Source organism: Novosphingobium tardum (genome assembly GCF_042652045.1).
GTDB classification, from domain to species: domain Bacteria; phylum Pseudomonadota; class Alphaproteobacteria; order Sphingomonadales; family Sphingomonadaceae; genus Novosphingobium; species Novosphingobium tardum.
This window is the reverse complement of record NZ_JBHSDR010000006.1, coordinates 1,020,216-1,038,825: the sequence shown is the minus strand read 5'-3', so window position 1 is coordinate 1,038,825 and position 18,610 is coordinate 1,020,216. Positions and strand designations below refer to the sequence as shown.

Here is an 18,610-nt window from a genome sequence, read left to right as displayed (position 1 = left end):
TAGCATTCGGATGCAAACTTTCAAAGGATTTTCATGGACAAGTTCGATCCACTCGCCGATCTCGATCCGGCTGCCTACGCTCCCTTCCGCGACCCGCGTGACTACATCCTGAGCTGGACCGACCAGATCTGGATCGACAAGGGCCTCGGCCGCCTGGGGGAACACTACGCCGACGATATCAAGGTCCACACCGCCTATGGCGAGACCTACGATTTCAATCATGTCCTGACGAACAGCGTTCAGAAGATGAGCGCTTTTCCCAACGGCGGTGGTGGGTCGGGCGAGGACGTGATCTGGGAACAGCGCGGACCGATGGGTTTCATCAGTTCGCACCGCGTCCTCAAGACCGGCACGAACCTGGGTCACTGGACCTACGGCCCGCCGACTGGGCGCAACTGGATCTCGCGTACGATCGCGCACTGCGTCGTGCAGGACGGCAAGGTGGTCGAGGAATGGTTGGTCCGCGATGAATACGCGGTGCTACTGTCTCTTGGGATCGATCCTGAGCAGGTTGCTGCCGACATGGTGCACGCTTCTCCGATTACGGGCGAGGTTTTGGCCATCACGGACGAAACGCCCGCCTTTTCCGGCAATTACCCGGAGCCTGGCCGGGAAGGACTCTCCGGTAGGCGACCCGATCGCTTCCAAGCTGAGTGCGATGCCATTGTCGCGATGTACGATGAGGTCTGGAACCGAAAGCGGTTCGACCGTGTTTCGGCCTACTGCGATCCCAAGGTCGTGTCCCACACGGTGCGCCTGCACCGGGCCCAGGGCATTGACGGATATCAGCAGCAGGTCATCGACCTGCTCGCCGCATTCCCCGACGGTCGCATCGAGGTCCGCGACCTGGTGGTCTGCCAGTCTGACGAACTGGGCATGCGCATCGCTGCGATCTGGACGCTGCACGGCACCTATAGCGGAGTTCCGCTTTACGGTCCCCCGACCCGGAAGCCGGTGAAGGTCATGGGCGCGACCCATTTCGAGATGAAGGATAACAAGATCCTGCGCGAATGGCGCCTCTTCGACGAGATTGCGGTCATGGCTCAGATCATCGGCGCGCGTACCACCGCCGCCGCCTGACTTCTGGATAAAGGACATCTAAGGGGGCTGGTCGAAAGGCCCGCCCCATTTTGTCTGTGCGTCTAACTCGAGCGCTGCCCGGCGAGCGCTATTCGCAATACTTCGAGAGCTGAACGGGGCGCGCGGCGTGGCATGGTGCCCGTGACCCAGATCGCGACCACCAAGCTTGTCCCTCCGGCGCAACAGCAGGGCCAAAGGCAAAAAAAGGGTAGGCGATCCCGGCGGACCGCCCACCCTTGCTGTGCCCCTCTTGCCCCAATCCTAGGCCTTGACCCGGCTCGACGCAGAGGGCGCGTGAGAGTTAAAATTTGATCCGTGCGCGCACGCCGTAATTGCGCGGCATGCCCCAATTGGCTTGCTGCAGGCCGTCACCACCGGTTTGCGTGCGCTGGTTGAGCATCTCGTCCTCGATGTTTTCGACGAAGAATTCGACGCCATAGCGGCCTTCGTAGTCCGAAAGGGCAAGGCGTACGTCCGTCTGAGTGAAGCTAGGCTGGTAGCCGGACAGGTCGAACGGCAGGCCGCCATGGGCAAAGAAGCTGCTCGAATAGCGCATTTGCGCCTGCGGCGTCAGATAGCCGAAGCCGACGTCAATGTCATAGCTGGTGCCGATCGTGAAGCTGAACTTGGGGGTATAAGGCGGACGATAGCCCGACAGGTCGATGAAGCGGCTGGCCGGGACTGCGCCGTTGAGCACCTGGAAACCGCCCGGCAGGTTTATGCCGAATTTGCCGTACTTGGCATCGAGCAGAGACGCACCGAATGAAATCTTCCAGCGGTCGACCGGCAGCAGGGCACCGGTGACTTCGACGCCCTTGGCGTTCAGCACGCCGCCGTTCGACGACATCGTGATGAACGATCCGGGGTTGGCTGGGTTCGCCACCTGGAACGTCGTGGCCAGATCCGAATAGCGCGCCTTGAACAGCGCGATGTTCAGTTCCGCCCGGCTATCCCAGAAGCGCGATTTGAGGCCGAGTTCGAACGAACGGGACTTTTGCGGCTGGGTGACTGAGCCGTTCTGATTCATCGCGCCCGACAGGAAGCCTGTCGAGGCGGTGAAGTAAGCCATGACGTCGTCGGCCACGTCGAATTCGGTGCCCGCGCGCCAGGTCACGTTCTCGAACGTAGCGCGCACGTCGCTCTTCGCCGTGGCGGTAGCGAAGTCAAATGGGAAGACCTCGCGCGGGTCGGTCGGCGGGGTACTCGGAGTCAGGCTGCCGACATATATCGCGTTGCCGTTCTTAGCGTGCTTGCGCTCGTTGTTGTAGCGCACGCCGCCGATGACACGCCATTCGGGCATGATGGCGAACGTCACTTCGCCGAAAGCACCTAGGTAGCGCGAATCGATGACCTGCGTGTTGTTCGACGCGTTGTTGATAACGTTGTCGAGCGAAAGCAGCGGCGTGCCAGTCTGGACCGGCAGGGTCACGCCGTTCGTTGACGTAGCCGTTGGCCGAGCCAAAAGATTATCCCGCGTATGGCGCAGTGAAGAATAGGAGAAGAAAAGTTCGTCGTAGGACGCGTACGCGCCTACAGTCATGCTCAGGGGGCCGTCCCACTGCGAGATCAGCTGCAGTTCCTGCGTATACGACTTGTTGTTTTCCTCCACCCATTCGCGTGCATTGGGATTGGAGCTGTAGTCCGCGTCGTTGCCGAGCAGCGATGTATAATTGGTGTAGGAACTGATCGAGCGCAGTTGCATGCTGCCGAGTCCTGCCGTCACATCAAGCGTGGCGTTGGTTTCGCGCAAGCTGTCTTTGTTGACGAAGTCGCGCGATACGGTGCGGCGGTCCTTGTTCGACATGCCGGGTTTGCCGTCTAGCATGTCGAAGGCGACCGTCCCGCCCGAACCGCGGCGCGGGTTCTGGCAATCGAATTGGGGGCCAAAGGGATCGGTCAGGCCGTTCGGCTGGACGGTTCGGCAGGCGCCGTTAATGGCGAACATTCCGGCTGGGTTGCCTTTTTCCGAAATCGACGAAACTCGCAGGATCACCTCCAGATCGCTGCTCGGCTTGTAGCGGGCCGAACCGCGGACCGAGAAGGTGTTCGCAATGCCCAGATTGCGGCCATTGAGATTCTTGACCCAGCCATCGCTGTTGTCGGTCAGCACCGCAACGCGCACGCCGACGTCTTCGGTTATGCCGGCGTTGACAAACATCTCATTGCGGAACTCGTTGAAGCGGCTGAACCGGCTGTCGATGCCGCCCGAGACGCCGCGGATCGAGAGGTCGGGCGCCTTGGAGTAGAGGTTGATCGCACCGCCGAGAGTGTTGCGGCCGTAGAGCGTACCCTGCGGCCCACGCAACACTTCGATCCGCTCCACGTCGAAAAAGGCGCGGGTCTGCTGCGAAGCGCGCGGCTTATACACGCCATCGACAAAGACGCCGACGATGGAGGAGTTGTCACCGAACGTGCTGTTCGAGTTGGCACCGCGCAAGGCGATCTTGGCATCGTTTCCACCCTTGGCGAAAACGAGGCCAGGAGCCATCTGCTCGAGCCGCGACACGTCGTTGATGCCGGCCTTGGCAAGGTCTTCGCCGGTCAGCGCCTGCACACTGGCACTGACGTCCTGCAGGTTCTGGGCACGCTTGTTCGCAGTGACGACGATTTCGTCGAGGCCTTCGCTTGCACTGGCCGCAGTCGCGGAATCGGAAGCGGGGGCTTCCTGCGCGAAGGCGACCGCCGGGAGGAGCGCGGTGGCGAGAGCGATGCTTGCGGTGGTTGTCCGGAAAGTTGTGCGGCTCATGAACATGGTCCCCTGTTCGGATTATCGACGGGCATTGCGATGCCTCGCCCCTAGACTGTAATCCGAATGCAAAATTCAGCAATTAAAAAAGAGGCCACAAAATCAATAAGATGGTTTCCTATGTCTGGAATACAGCTGTGGTTTTTTGGGATTTCGGCAAATAACCTTGCATCCCATTTCAATCGGAGGCAGCATCGCCTCGACACCGATGTAAGGATGATGGATGCAACGCGCGGAAGACATGGCCTTGGGCCGCAGGATTTGCGCGCTCGCATTTCTGGCTTTGGCCTACATTCTCTACAGCTGGTCGTGGAACACCGTCGATGTCCTGCGCCCCTACATCGCGGCCGACTTGGGCCTCTCCCTGACGCAGGCCGGGTCACTCTACAGCGCACAGGCGCTGGGTGCCCTGCTCGGCGCCGTTATCAATGGCCAGCTTGCCGACCGGTTCGGCCGCCGTAATGCCTTGATGGCCGTGATGGTCGGTTTCGGTATCATGCTGATTCTGGGCACCCTGGTCACCAGCTATGTGCAGGTCCTGTGCCAGCGCTTCGTGCTCGGCTATTTCACCGGCTCGATGTATCCGATCACGGTGGGTATCTATGCCGCCCTGTTCGGTCCTGCGGTGCGCGGCCGGGTTGCATCGGTGATCATGGGGTCGTCCTACCTCGCCGTTTCGCTGCTTGGCTTTGCCTCCGCTACCGTCTTTTCGCTCGGACTCGACTGGCACCTACTTCTCTGGGTCGGTATTTTCCCGATCGCGATGGCCGCTTTCGCGCCGCTGGTAATACCAAACGATCGCAAGCTGATCGCATTCGGTGCGCCGGCACACGAGGGGCTCCGCGCAGGCGGATTTCCGGTCAAGGAGTTGTTCTCACCCGTCTTTCGCAAGCAGACCATTATGCTGACACTGGTGTCCGGACTGAATTTCTTCGCTTACCAGGCCTTCAGCGGCTGGGCGACGACCTATCTCAAGGACGAGCGCGGCCTGAACGACAGTGCCATTGGCGTCTCGGTGTCGTGGATGTTTGCCGGCAGCCTACTGGGCGGATTCTTCTGGGGCTGGATCGGTGACCGCTTCGGACGCCGGGCCGCTGCACTCGGCTTCTTCCTGACGGCAGGCCTTATTCTCGTATACCTCTATGCACCAATCTCGCCGATGGTGCTGAACCTGGTCGCTTTCGGTTATGGCACCTGTCTAGCATGCAGCGTGGTTTGGGGTCCGTGGCTGGCGGAACTCTACCCTCATCACCTCAAATCGACGGCCGCATCGATCTTTCAATGGGGCCGTATCGTGAGTTTTGTCGCGCCGCTTATAACCGGGCAAATGGCTGAGGTTGTAGGGTTGTCGCTGACCATGACAGTCGCAAGCGTCGTATTTACTATTGCCGCGCTTATCTGGCTGCGTCTGCCCGAAACCTATCGTTATGCTGCCTCGCCAAAGGCACTTGTCGTAGAGCCCTCCAGGTAACCTAAAATGACCAGCGATTCCATTCGCATTCGCCTGATCGCCATGGGCGGCACCATCGCCATGCGGCGGGAGGAGGGACAAGGCTCTACGCCGCGTGACGGGGCCGACGAACTGGCCGGAAGTACGCCTTCGCCGTCTGGCGTACGCGTTGAGCGGCAGGACCTTACGCTGAAGCCGAGCGCGAGCGTGACACTGGCCGATGTCGCTGACTTGTGCCGCGCGATTGCCAAGGCCGAGGCAGACGGCGTGACCGGTGTGGTCGTGACCCACGGTACCGATACGCTGGAGGAAACCGCCTTCGCGCTGGGGCTGATGGAGCGCGGGGCCATTCCTGTAGTCGTCACCGGCGCCATGCGCAGCGCCGACAGCATCGGCGCAGACGGGCCGGCCAACCTCGCCAACGCGATCCGAGTTGCAAGCCATCCCGATGCCAGGCGGCATGGGGTGATGGTCCTGTTCGGCGACGAGATTCACGCCGGGCACTTCGTACGCAAGGTCCACAGCGGCCGGCCGCACGCCTTTTCCTCCGAGCCTTACGGCCCGCTCGGCCACGTGACCGAGGACGTGGTGCGTTTCGAAATGGCCGCGCTGGTCGACCTGCCGCAACTGACGCTCGGCGAGACGGCGGACGGGCGCATTCCGGTCGTGCCGATCCTGCAAGCCGGGCTGGACCTGGAGCCAGAAGCCATTCGCCTGTTCGAGGCGGCCGAGATCGACGCGCTGGTTATTAGCGGCGTCGGTGGTGGGCACGTGTCGGCTCGGGCGGCGCAAGAACTCGAACGGCTGGCGCGCATCAAGCCCGTGGTCATGACCAGCCGGGTCGGCATGGGCCCTACGCTCAGCAACAGTTATGCCTATGCGGGCGGCGATATAGACCTCGGCAAACGCGGCATTCTCAATGGCGGCCGCTGGCGTCCGGCGCAGGCGCGCATCCTGCTGCAACTGCTGATCAGCCGGGGCATGCGCTTCGAGGAGACTCGTTCAGGCCAATGAGACAGCTGCTAGCGACAGATCTGTCATAGCGAGTGTGTCAGAGCAAATGGCTCTGTTAGAGCTAATGCACCAGCTGGCAATCATCTGAGGGCAGGGCGGCCCGATGCCTCGCAGAGGCTCTGTCAGAGTAATTGCACCCGTTGGTGATCCGAAGAGGGCAGGGCGGGCTGATGTCCCGCAAATGCCAGCCCGCCAGCCCGTTCCGCTATTTCAACTCATCGCCCGAGGTGATCCGCCTTGTGGTGATGATGTATGTTCGTTTCCCTTTGTCGCTCCGCAACGCGGAGGACCTGCTGTTCGAGCGTGGGATCGACGTCTGCCACGAGACGGTTCGGCATTGGTGGAATCGGTTCGGGCCTATGTTCGCAGGCGATATCCGCCGGCAGCGGGTCAGCCGGATGCGCGGCTTCCGGCAGTGGCGCTGGCACCTTGACGAATTGTACGTGATCCGAAGGGCGGCGAAGCCAACCTCGACGGTGAGATGGTCTACCTGTGGCGCGCGGTCGACCAGCAAAGCGAGATCCTCGAGAGCTACATCACGAGAACCCGTGACAGGGCAGCGGCGCTAACCTTCATGAAGAAGGCGCCGAAGCGTCACGGCAGGCCCGAGAAGATCACGACCGACGGTTTGTGCTCGTACAAGGCCGCGATGAAAGATGTGGGAGTGCCGACAAGCAGGAGATCGGCCGCTGGGCCAACAACCGGGTGGAGAACAGCCATCTGTCGTTCCGACGACGGGAGCGCGCGATGCTCAGGTTCAGGCGAATGAAGACGCTACAAAAGTTCGCCTCGGTCCACGCCAACGTCCACAACCACTTCAATCAGGAACACCACCTCGTCGATCGACAAACTTTCAAGCAACGCCGCTCGGCCGCACTGGCCGAGTGGCAAGGCCTCATGGCCTAGGACCGCGCGCTCAAGGCTGCAGCTCCACCAATCGGTGACGAGTGGCAGTTAGACTGACAGCACCCTCCTTAGAAATGATAACCAACGCTCACGCCAATCTGGCGTGGGGGAGTGTATTCCACCCCATCGATCTGCGCCGCAAGAAGTGTCCCGCTGATCACATGCTGCCCTGTAAGGTTTTTTCCAAACAACGCGATGCGCACATCACTGTCGGAGGGGGTTAAAGCCAGCTGCCCGTTAAGGATCGCATGTCTAACTGTTTTCACACGGTCTGTGAGTTCCCAATTGTAACCGCTCGAGTAGGCCAACGTTGCATTAGCCTCCAGCAGACCCAAACCGATTGTCCGCGAGTAATTGGCGGAGATTGATCCGCCAAGCCTCGCCGATTTGAGGATGCGGTGTCCACTTGCATCGATTACAGTTTGAGCCATGCCTGTAGGCTTGTTGGGCAAGAGAAAGGCAACAGCGCCGGGAAAGTTCCGATACTCGGCCTTGGGCAGCCATGAACCTGCGACGCGCAATTGCAAGCCCTCAGCGACTTCCGCCGATGCGTCGATATCCAAGCCGATAATTCGGGCGGTTGCCGCATTTCCGAGAAGCGTGCGCGTTCCATTGAAAAATTGAACTTGGAGATTGCTGTAATCATAAAGGAACGCCGCAGCGGTGAAGCTGTACCGGGGTCCTCCAATCTTCGTTCCAACTTCGTATGAACTGATTGTTTCCGGCAGGGCGGGCGAGTTGGTAAAGCCTTGGGCGTCGATTACCCCGCTTTTGAACCCTTTGCTGTATGTTGCGTAGATGTTCGCGACGTCGGTTATGTCGAACCGTGCCGAAAATCTGGGCGTCCAACGATGTGACGTCGGTAGCCCTCCGAATGCGAACGGCACTCCCGCTACGCCTCGCTTGCCGACCCCACTTTTCTTGTCGACGCTGTACCGGAGCCCCCCGATCAGGTGGAGCCGATCGGTGACGTCCAACGTTGCCTCACCAAATGCCGCATAGGACCGTGTCCGAACGGTGGCCGCGCTCCGAACCAAACCAACTCCGCCGTCGACCAAAGAGCCGTCTGGGTTGAGCGGAGGATTGAGGTTCGTCGTGGAATCGCTGCGGTCGTGGTAATAGAACAAGCCAGCGACAAAGCTGAGAGCGCCGAACTTCTCGGAAGCAAAGCTGAGCTCCTGTTGAAAGGTTCGCGACGGGCCGTAGTTCACGTTATACAAGAGGCATCGGGGAAACGGACAAGTTGGGGCATATGCGCCATCAATGTCCGATGTCGTGACGGAGTCAGCGAAAGTGTACCCTGTGAGAGACGTCAGTTTGCCGGCGTCCAGGAAGTCGAACTCCGCTCGCAGCGTCGCGCCTCGATGCTCCGATCGTGTCGGTACGACACTATCCTTTAGCTCACTCGCCAGATGGTACGGTTTCGTAGAGATCAAGAAGGGCGGATAAAACTGGGCATTGGTATTGCCGCGCAGGGGCGCTGCAGAAGCAGCGGCGTCATCGTGACGATGATCGGCAAAACCGGCTAGAATAAATCGTAGTCCCGGAGCGGGCTTAAACAGAAGCTTTCCCCGAACAGCGTAACTCTCGACTTCTCCCGTGCCCCGACCGGTGCGGTCATCGACAAGATAGCCATCAATTTTGTCGTAATAACCACTGACGCTTACCGCGAGGACGTCTTCGACTAGCGGAGCGCTCAAGAAAGCCTTGGCGGTGAACTCGTTCGAGCGATGCGAGCCTCCGCCGCTGAACACGCCATCGCTAACGACAATATCGCCCGTAGGGACGAAACTAGGATCGCGCGTATAGATGGTAATCGCCCCGCCCGTGGCGTTCCTACCAAAAAGTGTACCTTGAGGGCCTTTGAGGACCTCGACGCGAGATACGTCGGGTAGGTCAAAGATGTTTGCCACTTGGTTTGGCTGATAAAACCCGTCGATATAGATGGAGATTGGATTCTCGGATCCGGTCACGCTGATGGAAGACTGGACTCCGCGGATCGTCGGCTGGGCGAAGGTACCCTGCGTAGTGAAGGTTAGTCCCGGAACAAGGTTACCTAGCTCCCGAACGTTTGCTACGCCCGCCTGCGCGAGAGCATCACCGGTAACGGCGGTTATCGAGATTGGCACATCGCGTAGTCGCTCAGAGCGTCGCTGAGCAGTTACAACAATATCTCCGTAGCCCGCTGTTGCAGGCGTCTCTTCTACGGTGTCCGTCGCCGTCACGGAGTCGCTGGGGGCTGAAGGTGTTCCGGAGGTAGCTTGCGCTAGAGCCGCATGGCTCGATGCAAAACAGAGCATCAGGATTGCGGCTCGAGACGAGGTTCTGAGCAACATGTATACCCTCCCTAAGGCCGCCGGTTTTATCCGGTCGGCGTCAAATCAAAACGAAACCTAGCTTAGTCAAAAGAGACATGGAGATGGCGGAGCGCACGAAGCACGAAGCCTGGCCAGTGAGTGAAATCATTGGCCCCGGGGGTCAGCCGAAGGTTGGGTAGCCGCTCCAAGAGCCGCTCATAAGCTATCACCTGTTCAAGCCGGGAAAGAGCAGCGCCAGGACAATGGTGCTCCCCCTTGCTGAAGGCCAGATGACGGGAAGCGTTCTTCCTACCGAGATCAACTTTGTCGGGATGAGCAAATACTGCTTCGTCGCGATTGGCGGCGGCAAACCGCATGTGAATGGTGGCACCTTTTGAAATGGGGACACCACGTATCTCGGTGTCGGCCGAGGCTGTCCGGTACAGGCCCTGGGTGGGGGATTCTAGGCGAAGGACCTCTTCGGCGAACGTCGGCAATTGCGACGGATTGGCAATTAGCGCCTTATAGATTTGTGCCTCGCGCAGCATGAGCCACAAGCCAGACGCTATCGCAAACGTCGTGGTTTCGTTGCCGCCAATATATAGGTGGTCGACGATCGAGGCGATCTCATGATCCGTTAAAGGCCGCTCGTCGTCGTAGCGAGCTTGAACCAGATGGGTTATGATGTCTTCGCGTGGGTTGCGGCGTCGCTCATTTGCAACATCGCGAATATAATTCTGGAAATCCACGCCTTGACGCGCGACCTCCATCTCCTGCTCGAGCGACAACCCCCTTGCGAATGGAGCCGCCCAAGCGGCCGACCACTGTCTCAGCTGGGGTATATCCTCGAGCGGCAAACCCAAGAGCGAAGTGATAACGGTGACCGGCAAGGGTTCCGCAAATGCACTGACTACTTCAACTTCACCTTGGGTAACAAATCCATCGATGAGCTCGTCGACAAGTTGCTCGATCAGTGGCCGGGCGTCCAGAAGAGCCCTTCCCTGAAAGAAGCGGTCGACCAGATCGCGATACTTCCGATGGCGAGGGGGATCGGTGGACAATGGAGACCAGCGGCCTACTCCAGTTTCCTTTCCCAGTCCGTTCTCGCGGTAAAACTCCCGCGCTTGTTCATGTTTGATGAGTAGATCGCCTCCTAGGCGCTCATGCTCCACCGAGAAGAGCTTCGGGTCCCGAACCACGCGCATGATATCCTCGTAGCGGGTCAGGACATACAAATCTGACCCAGGGAGTCGGTAGACCGGGTGGTTATCCCTCAGCTCCCGATAGGCCGGATACCAGTCCTCCTGGGTGGCTGGATCAAACAAGTCGATATTCGGTTGCCCCACGCCACCCTCGGTCTCTGCCACTGGTGGAGGACTGTTACTATCAGTGATGCTAGTGAGGGCCTGCCGATTTTGATAGCTCATTCAGGCATTCAATGAGCTCCTCGGCAGCCTGACGAAGTCTGTTCAGTTTGGGCTCGGCCGAAGGCATAGAAACCGGATCCGATGATGCCTGGACGCCGCGCTCTGACCAATAATCTCTCAAAAGTGAGGAAAGGAGGGCCAACTGGCGCTCCTGGGTCGAGTCTTCTGCTGGAGAACCGAAGCGGTGCCTCAAAAGGCCCTCAAGAAAGATTGTGGTAAAGGCGCGCGCCTCAGTAAATGCAGCTTTATCGGCAACAGAAAATGTTGAAAATTTTATAGCAGCCTCATCGTAACGCATATGTGCGTCGTCAGCGCTTAATTCGTCAATTATCCTGCGAAGTTCTGGATCAGTCCGCGATGAAATGTCTAATTCGTAGTAAGCTTGGTACTCGGGCAGATGCATGTGATTCCATAATCTAATAATACCAGACAGAATGTCTTTAGATTCCTCTTCTGGGTTTGAAAGAGAGAAATAACGTTCACGCCAATCATCAAGGATACGACGAATTGCAGCTCGCAGAAGAAGCTCGCGGGTCGGAAAATAATATTGCACCAGTGGCCGCGTTACCCCCGCCAGCCTAGCAACGTGAGACATAGTCGTGCGATTATAGCCGTCCCGTACGACACTTTTGATCGCAGCCGCTAAGATGTCCTCCCGGCGGGTCTGCTTTGGGTTCGGCGCAACCGGTGCTGCCTCTCTCACATCATTCACCAAAAAAATGCGATTCTGAAATCATACCTGTCAGGCATGATAGTTGCGCGCCTCAACCAGATCAACTGCGCCGCCCGCCGGCTTGCCTCTATAAGGACTGATTGCCTCAGGTACCGGCGCAATCCGCAGGTCCGCTGCGAAATGACGGCCAATGCACGCCTTGGCTCTGTCAGAGCAAGTGCACCGCTCGTTAGGAACTGACGGCTAGCGGGGCGCGCATGCCCCGCAAACGCCAGCCTGCCAGTCCGTTCCGCTACTTCAACTCATCGCCCGAGGTGATCCGTCTCGTGGTGATGATGTACGTGCGGTTTCCCCTGTCGCTGCGCAATGTCGAGGACCTGCTGTTCGAGCGTGGGATCGACATCTGCCATGAGACGGTGCGGCATTGGTGGAACCGGTTCGGTCCGCTGTTCGCAGGGGACATCCGCCGGCAGCGCGTGAGCCGGATGCGTGGCTTCCGGCAGTGGCGCTGGCACCTCGATGAGATGTATGTGAAATTGAACGGCGAGATGGTCTACCTGTGGCGCGCCGTCGACCAGGAAGGCGAGATCCTCGAAAGTTACATCACGAAGACCCGCGACAAGGCAGCGGCGCTGACCTTCATGAAGAAGGCGCTGAAGCGCCACGGCTCACCTGAGAAGATCACTACCGATGGCCTGCGCTCGTACAAGGCCGCGATGAAAGACCTGGGCAATGCCGACAAACAGGAGGTCGGTCGCTGGGCCAACAACCGGGTGGAGAACAGCCACCTGTCCTTCCGACGACGCGAGCGCGCGATGCTCAGATTCAGACGAATGAAGACGCTACAGAAGTTTGCCTCGGTCCACGCCAACGTCCACAACCACTTCAACCTCGAACGCCACCTCGTCGACCGCCAGACCTACAAGCAACGCCGCTCGGCCGCACTGGTCGGGTGGCAGAGCCTCATGGCCTAAGACCGCGCACTCAAACCTGAAGATCTGCCAATCGGAGACGAGTTGCGGTTAGACTGACAGCACCTTCCAAATCGCCCAATGGCGACCTCGCCGAATGCAGCAAAAGGATTGCACTCTGGATGTCGGCTTTCTTCTGTCTGGTCGCTCAAGCCGGACAGTCTCCTCCCGGCCCAGGATCGGTCGGATTGCAATGGCGATCGGCAGGGATGCGACCGATGTTGCGCTAACCACCGCATTCCGCGATGCGCGCCTTAGGGACTTCAAGGTTCATACCGACGAAGTCACGACTCTCGATCTTGAGATCGCACCGAAATTGTCCGCCGTTCCGCAGCGGGAACTGGAGCCTTCCTGACTGCGAACGGCCACCACCGATGAGCGCGAGGTGGCGGTCAGGTTCGATACGACGGGTCGATCCGGTCCAGTTTGCGCAGCAGTGCGGGCCACGCGAGCCGGTCGGCGACGACGGACAGTGCGGGCCCGCCCGATTGTTCGCGAACCTTCTCCGGCGTGCCCTGCGGCGGGTTGTGGAGGCCATCGCGGCCGGCGCTGAGCATCTTGACCTGCGCGTCGCAGGCGCGTTCGAGGAAATAGAGCCGCAGGAAGCACTGGGCGACTGACTCGCCCACCGCCAGGGTGCCGTGGTTGCGCAGGATCATGACATTGCGCGCGCCTAAGTCTTCGACCAGGCGCTCGCGCTCCTCGAGCTCGGTCGCGATACCCTCGTACTCGTGATAGGCGATGTCGTGGCGCGCGATCATCGCGGTCTGGGTGTGCGGCAGCAGGCCTTCAGCCATCGCGCTCACCGCCTGGCCAGCGGGCGTGTGTAGGTGCATCACCGCGTGCGCGTCCTCGCGCGCCATGTGCAGCGCGGAGTGAATGGTGAACCCAGCCGGGTTGACCGGGTGCGCGCTCGGCACCACCGGATTGCCGTCGACGTCGATCTTGACCAGCGATGATGCGGTGATCTCCTCGAACATCATGTCGTAGGGGTTGATCAAGAAATGGTGCTCGGGGCCGGGCACGCGCGCCGAGAGGTGGGTGAAGATCAGGTCGTCCCAGCCGTACAGCGCAACCAGACGATAGGATGCGGCGAGGTCGACGCGGACCGTCCATTCCTCCGCACTCGCGCTCGAGCGGATATGTTCATCGTTCGTGGCGGTCGCGGTATCGAGCATCGTCGCCATGGTCGGTTCCTTCCCTCAGGCAGTCGCCGGCCGAGCGGCGGGCGCCGACCCCGCCGGGCTGTAGTGCAAGTCCGTGTTCTCGGCGAACAAAGGCCACAGCAGTTGCTGGCCCAGCGTCGCGTCGGCGAGGTTCTCGACGCCGTAGCTCGCCGGATAGCTACGGGTGATCTGCGCGGTGCCGAACAGCACGTCCCAGAAGAACAAGAGGTTGCCGTAGTTGCCCTTGTAGTGAACCGCTGGATCGTCGAGGTGGCGGCCGTGGTGCGCGTGGTGCGTCGAAGGCGTCGAGATCGTCCGCTCGACCAGCCACATCAGCGGTGACAGCGCGGGGATGCGATAGAGCGGGGCGTCCCACTTCACGTCGCTGTGCGCGCCAATGATGACCAGCATCTTGACCACCAGATAGCCGGCATAGAACCACCCAAGCCCGAGGTAGATCAGCGCTGCCGCGAACCACAGGCTGGGCATCATCGCATAATAGATGACGTTGTTGCGGTAGACCAGCCGCACGCTCATGTAGCGGGCGTTGTGGTGCGCGCGATGGAGGTTGTAGAGCCACGCGAAGCTGTGCGAGGCGCGGTGCCACCAGTACTGCATCATGTCCTCGAACACGAGGAACAGCGCGAGCGCGGCGAAGAAATTGAGGCCTGCGAGCGCGCCGCGATATCCGGGAAGAAACCGCGCTCCGAGGATGTCGACCAGCGTGATGATCGCCGGCTGCGTGACCATCAGCAACATGGCGGTCGAGACGACCTCGACGATCCCGTCGTTCCGGCACTGCTCGGGCTTGGCGAACAGGTTTGAGCTCAACAGTTCCAGCAGGCCGAAGCCCAGATAGATCGCAATCACAGCCTGGGTGGCGACGGGCATCTCTTCTCTCCTTTGCGCGGGCCGGATTGCGCGCCCGGCCGCTTGTGCCGGAACACGCAATAAGCCATTGCAGCGCTCAGGAATGCAAAGAACTTATCAATTCGGTGGAATTGCCCGCACCCGCGCCGACGACGCGATGACGGCGATGCTTGCGGGCGCCGGGCGGCGGCGGCATTTCGACGATGGCGCCACGATCCAGCAGCAGGGAGACGAGGGCGACGGGTTCTGGCTCGTAGTCTCGGGTCGCGTTGTGGTCTGCCGTTTCGCCGAGACAGGTGACGTGACCGTCTTCGCGGTGCTTGGTCCCGGCGACCTGTTCGGCGAGTTGGCCTATTTCGCCCAGGTTCCGCGACAGGTCGATGCTGTCGCCGAGGGCAACGTCGAGTTGAGTTGGATCGGCGCGGCGCTCGTCGACCGGCTGCTGGCCGACGAGCCTGCGTTCGCACAATGGCTGCTGAGGTCGCTTGCGCACCAGCTGCGCACCGCGCTCGATCGCGTTGATCGCGACCGACGGCTATCGGCCCACGCGCGGTTGGCGCGCGTGCTTTCCGACATCGCTGTGCGCGACGGCCCCGCCATCACCGCTACGCAGCAGGACTTGGCCGATCTGGTTGGCGTCTCGCGAGTGACGACCGGCCAGGCGCTAGCGCGGTTTGCCGAGTCCGGCCTGATTGAACGTGGGTACGGCCGGATCACATTATGCGATCCGGTGGGCCTTGAGGCGTTGGCGGCTGGGTTATGACTGTTCTCGCTTAGTTTTCACCAAAACCGGCCATGCGGCAAACGGCCCAGAAATCGCCGGCAGCCGACCCTCAACTGAGCGGCGATCCGCCTCATCCGTTGAGCGCAGTTGCTTTGACTGCGCCTGTGGAGCCTCTCAGACGCCCACATCCTGCTACTTCTGAGGTTTCAGCGAAACCCAGACGTCGATTGGCGCCACGAACTTTCCCGGAGGGGGCTTGCCGACGTCGATCCGTTCGGCAGTCACGAGTGTGCCATTCTCCAAGGTGAAAGACGCCCATGGCTTGGGCATCCGTTGAAACTTCATTCGCTGTATGGGGCGGCCCGTGAGGGTGTTCATGATCGTTGCAACAATAGCTGTGCCGCGATCGCCTAGGTGCTCAGGACGTACCCTGTCGAGGGCCTGGCGGCGACCCCAGAATTGTCAGCTCACAGGGCGGGGGACTCGCTTGCCCTTCATATGGTGGGTCAGGTGCATCATCCTGCAAACGCTCCGCCGGGTCCGCATGATGCTTCGTAATAGATTGCGTGTGTTGAGCGTTTAAACGCCTGAGCTGTCAACGATCACTCGAGGTGAGACAGCAAATCGGGTGGTACAGTTCCAAGCCCTAGTAACCCAGGGAGGCAGCTTGTGCGCTTCGCAAGACGGCTATTGCTCCGGCACATTCACGCTCAGGATTTCGATCGCATCCTCGGCCTTGCCGAACGGGAGCAGGTCTCCCTCCTGCCCGCCCAGCATGGCTCGGCTCAAAGGTGCGTTGAAGGAAATCAGACCGTCAGACGGCGCCGCTTCGTCGTCTCCGACAATCCGAAGGGTCCGGGCGATGCCGTTCAATGTAAAGTGAACCTCCGTGCCGAACTCTACCTTAGCGCCGGAAGGCACTGGCACCAGATCGGCCGTGACTTGCCGAGTCTGCCAGTAACGCAAATCACGTTGAAAGCTGGCGATGTTTGGTGGGTCGGTAGAGTCGGCAATGAGGGCTTCCAGCTCGGCGATCCGTTCGTCGATCAGCCGCAGTCCACGCGCGGTCACGAAGTTTGGACCAGCTGGGATCGGAAGCTCGAATTTCGGCTCCAGATGCTCTTCGTCGCCGTCGCGACGGAACGCTACGCTCATCAGCGCTTCTTCTTCGAGATCGTCGCGGTAAAATCGGGATCCTTGTTCGCCACCCAATCCACGAACTTGCGCATGGCGGGATTGGCCAGCAGGCCCTCCAAATCCATTCCGTGGCGCTGCAGTTCGGAATTGGTGAAATTGACCGTCAGCGTCTGCTGGCAGATCGGATGCATCGGCACGACATTACGCCCGCCCCGGCTCTTGGGTACAGGATGATGCCAAACGATCTTCTCCCCGGTCGGACGGCCGCATAGCCAGCAGGGCGTCGTCGCTGCCGCAGTGTTGTCGTCCTCGGCCCATGAGGTTTCGAAACGGTCATGATTGGAATGCTTGCGGGCCATGTGCTTGCCTCAACGGGAGCTGCCGGAGCGCCCGTATAGAGCGCGCGGGCGACATTGCCAGATCGGCCGGCCTTCGAGCTTGTGAAGGGATGCTTCCTCGAGAAGCGACCTCCGGATCTCCGGGCCCCAGTTGCGCTCGGTAGCTATAGGCGCCGCGCGTATGTCCGCTTCAACGCCCTTGGACCCGAAAGCAGCCGTTCTGCAATCGGCCCAGATTTGACCGGTCCAAGCGAATCCCGGCTAACCCGTGGCGTTGAGAATAGCGCGGACTGTTTCGGGCGGTTGATCCCACATAGGAAAATGGCCACTCTCTTCGAACCAGTGCATCGTTGCATCTGGAAAGGCAGCCATCGCTCGGCTCGCTTGCGCAGGAAGGCACAATCGATCCTTGCGGCCCCAGCCGATGACGACGGGGGCAGCGGTGGCGGCAGGACCTTCCTGCATCGGACTTGTAGCAAGGTCCTTGACCAGGGAGTTGAAGGTAGAGGTACCAGCGAACGATCGCAGTTCGTTCAGAACCAAAGAGGGATCCAGCGCCCATGGCTTCGCAGAAAGCTGAAGCATGAGTGCGGTCCGACTGGCGACGTTCTTGGTGATGGCGGGAAGAACTGGTTGCATTGCCCGCACCAGAGCGATCGACGCCGAAATCGTGGTTCTGAAGAACGTGCGTTCCCAACCTTGCCAGAACCCGCCCGGATCGAGAGCGACAACCGCACCGGCGCGACCGCGCCGTGCCATCTCTAGAACGAGGCGCGCGCCCATGGAGCTGCCAACCATATCAATACCTGCGAGATTCTCGTTGATCAGCCAGTCCTCCATGCCACGCGCCAAGCCAGCAAACGTGCCGCTGTCGACATCCGCAGCGGTTTGACCGTGGCCGGGCAGGTCGACGGCAATTACCTCACGTTCGTTCGAGAGTGCGGTAGAGACTGTGTCCCAAGACCGGTGACTTCCCCCCAAACCGTGAATGAGCAGGAGGGGTTTACCGCGGCCTGAGCGCGTGTGGTGCATGGTCATGGCGATAGAACGCCTCGCAGCGACTTATGGCCTCCAGACTGGCGAATGCCCGCTTCCTCGGTTTGATCCGCAAAACCGGATAGTCTGTAACCGACCCCACAGCGGCCAGTAAGCAGGCCTCGATACTGCGTCAGATTCTGGGAAGCTGATCCCGGACGGCTACGTCAGCAATTGGGGTGGAATGCGGACGTCATCTCATCGTTGGCGGGGTGGGATTCTTGGCGTGTGTCGGGAGGTCGGTTAAAAGCAGCCAAGGATGCCGGCTTTCAGCCCACACCTGCTGTTCTGGTAATGGGAACCCTGGGTCGGCGAAAGCACCGACGGCAACACCGATCAAGGCCGGTAATCGTTCAGCTTCCCACCAAAGGTTAGAACCGCAGGCACGGCAAAAATGAAACGTTACATCCTTTCCGCTGCCTGATGGGCGACGGAACGAGCCGGCCTCATCACTCACAATCCGAACAGCATCTCGGGGGTAGAAGGCGGCCACGCTGAACAACGAGCCTGTTCGTCGCTGGCAATCGAGGCAGTGACAGAGCGATACCTTGGTTGGCTCGCCGATGCATTCGAGTTGTAGGCCACCGCAATGGCACTGAGCCTGTCGGATTACTGTCGAGGTGGGCGATTGGAATGCCATCGCTCACGGTCTGCTCCTTCGCTCCTTTGTCCGCAATGGGGTCGGTAGCGGACCGACAGTTTCCCGGCTGATCAGACGGAAAAGCAGACAGTCGGCAACTGATGCTGTGGACGGCTCTCCACCCCCTCCCGCGCTA

16 protein-coding genes and 2 pseudogenes are annotated in these 18,610 nt (G+C 60.2%); 7 read left to right on the top strand and 11 right to left on the bottom strand.

Features of this window, described 5'->3' with window-relative positions; translation table 11 throughout:
- Positions 1-33 precede the first annotated feature (33 nt).
- Positions 34-1,080, top strand: a complete 1,047-nt coding sequence (locus ACFO0A_RS12945) for a nuclear transport factor 2 family protein (RefSeq protein ID WP_379539417.1) — start codon at positions 34-36, stop codon at positions 1,078-1,080.
- Positions 1,081-1,381: 301 nt separating this feature from the next.
- On the opposite strand, the gene ACFO0A_RS12940 is transcribed toward ACFO0A_RS12945, so the two are convergent.
- The gene (locus tag ACFO0A_RS12940) at positions 1,382-3,826 is read right to left on the bottom strand and encodes a TonB-dependent receptor (protein WP_379539416.1); all 2,445 of its coding nucleotides are present in this window, start codon (positions 3,824-3,826) and stop codon (positions 1,382-1,384) included.
- 223 nt (positions 3,827-4,049) lie between these two features.
- Here ACFO0A_RS12940 and ACFO0A_RS12935 point away from each other — a divergent pair, with 223 nt between their 5' ends.
- From ACFO0A_RS12935 to ACFO0A_RS15295, 3 genes and pseudogenes are all read left to right on the top strand, one after another.
- Positions 4,050-5,297, top strand: a complete 1,248-nt coding sequence (locus ACFO0A_RS12935; protein WP_379539415.1) for an MFS transporter — start codon at positions 4,050-4,052, stop codon at positions 5,295-5,297.
- Between the two features lie 6 nt (positions 5,298-5,303).
- Positions 5,304-6,290, top strand: coding sequence for an asparaginase (locus ACFO0A_RS12930; protein ID WP_379539414.1), 987 nt, complete (start codon positions 5,304-5,306; stop codon positions 6,288-6,290).
- Between the two features lie 170 nt (positions 6,291-6,460).
- Positions 6,461-7,196, top strand: a pseudogene (locus ACFO0A_RS15295) (IS6 family transposase).
- 68 nt (positions 7,197-7,264) lie between these two features.
- Here ACFO0A_RS15295 and ACFO0A_RS12910 read toward each other — a convergent pair.
- From ACFO0A_RS12910 to ACFO0A_RS12900, 3 genes are all read right to left on the bottom strand, one after another.
- A complete protein-coding gene (locus ACFO0A_RS12910; RefSeq protein ID WP_379539413.1) occupies positions 7,265-9,532 on the bottom strand; it encodes a TonB-dependent receptor in 2,268 nt (755 codons plus the stop codon).
- A 62-nt stretch (positions 9,533-9,594) separates the two neighbouring features.
- Entirely contained in the window at positions 9,595-10,860 is a 1,266-nt protein-coding gene (locus ACFO0A_RS12905; RefSeq protein WP_379539412.1) for a cytochrome P450, read from the bottom strand.
- Positions 10,861-10,888: 28 nt separating this feature from the next.
- Positions 10,889-11,623, bottom strand: coding sequence for a TetR/AcrR family transcriptional regulator (locus tag ACFO0A_RS12900; protein WP_379539663.1), 735 nt, complete (start codon positions 11,621-11,623; stop codon positions 10,889-10,891).
- Positions 11,624-11,850: 227 nt separating this feature from the next.
- On the opposite strand from ACFO0A_RS12900, the gene ACFO0A_RS12895 reads away from it, so the two are divergent.
- Together ACFO0A_RS12895 and ACFO0A_RS12890 are read left to right on the top strand one after the other, a co-directional pair.
- Positions 11,851-12,567: an IS6 family transposase gene (locus tag ACFO0A_RS12895; RefSeq protein ID WP_379539411.1), complete on the top strand. Its 717-nt coding sequence runs from the start codon at positions 11,851-11,853 to the stop codon at positions 12,565-12,567.
- Positions 12,568-12,730: 163 nt separating this feature from the next.
- A pseudogene (locus ACFO0A_RS12890) lies at positions 12,731-12,919 on the top strand (transglutaminase family protein); the annotation flags it as partial.
- A gap of 37 nt (positions 12,920-12,956) precedes the next feature.
- On the opposite strand, the gene ACFO0A_RS12885 reads toward ACFO0A_RS12890, so the two are convergent.
- On the bottom strand, positions 12,957-13,751 hold the full coding sequence (locus tag ACFO0A_RS12885) for a class II aldolase/adducin family protein (RefSeq protein ID WP_379539410.1): 795 nt from the start codon (positions 13,749-13,751) through the stop codon (positions 12,957-12,959).
- Positions 13,752-13,766: 15 nt separating this feature from the next.
- Positions 13,767-14,621: a sterol desaturase family protein gene (locus ACFO0A_RS12880; RefSeq protein WP_379539409.1), complete on the bottom strand. Its 855-nt coding sequence runs from the start codon at positions 14,619-14,621 to the stop codon at positions 13,767-13,769.
- A gap of 136 nt (positions 14,622-14,757) precedes the next feature.
- Between ACFO0A_RS12880 and ACFO0A_RS12875 the strand changes: the two genes are divergently transcribed.
- Positions 14,758-15,363: a Crp/Fnr family transcriptional regulator gene (locus ACFO0A_RS12875; RefSeq protein WP_379539408.1), complete on the top strand. Its 606-nt coding sequence runs from the start codon at positions 14,758-14,760 to the stop codon at positions 15,361-15,363.
- A gap of 153 nt (positions 15,364-15,516) precedes the next feature.
- Here the strand turns inward: ACFO0A_RS12875 and ACFO0A_RS12870 are convergent, their stop codons facing one another.
- The 5 genes from ACFO0A_RS12870 to ACFO0A_RS12850 form a co-directional block, all read right to left on the bottom strand.
- Complete coding sequence (locus ACFO0A_RS12870) at positions 15,517-15,702, bottom strand: hypothetical protein (RefSeq protein WP_379539407.1); 186 nt, start codon at positions 15,700-15,702, stop codon at positions 15,517-15,519.
- 309 nt (positions 15,703-16,011) lie between these two features.
- Positions 16,012-16,479, bottom strand: a complete 468-nt coding sequence (locus tag ACFO0A_RS12865; protein WP_379539406.1) for a GreA/GreB family elongation factor — start codon at positions 16,477-16,479, stop codon at positions 16,012-16,014.
- A complete protein-coding gene (locus ACFO0A_RS12860) occupies positions 16,479-16,820 on the bottom strand; it encodes a hypothetical protein (protein WP_379539405.1) in 342 nt (113 codons plus the stop codon). Before ACFO0A_RS12860 ends, ACFO0A_RS12865 begins: the two co-directional genes overlap by 1 nt.
- A 240-nt stretch (positions 16,821-17,060) precedes the next feature.
- Positions 17,061-17,837 (bottom strand): alpha/beta fold hydrolase, encoded by a 777-nt coding sequence (locus ACFO0A_RS12855; RefSeq protein WP_379539404.1) that lies wholly within the window; start codon positions 17,835-17,837, stop codon positions 17,061-17,063.
- Between the two features lie 190 nt (positions 17,838-18,027).
- A complete protein-coding gene (locus ACFO0A_RS12850) occupies positions 18,028-18,474 on the bottom strand; it encodes a GFA family protein (protein ID WP_379539403.1) in 447 nt (148 codons plus the stop codon).
- Positions 18,475-18,610 lie beyond the last annotated feature (136 nt).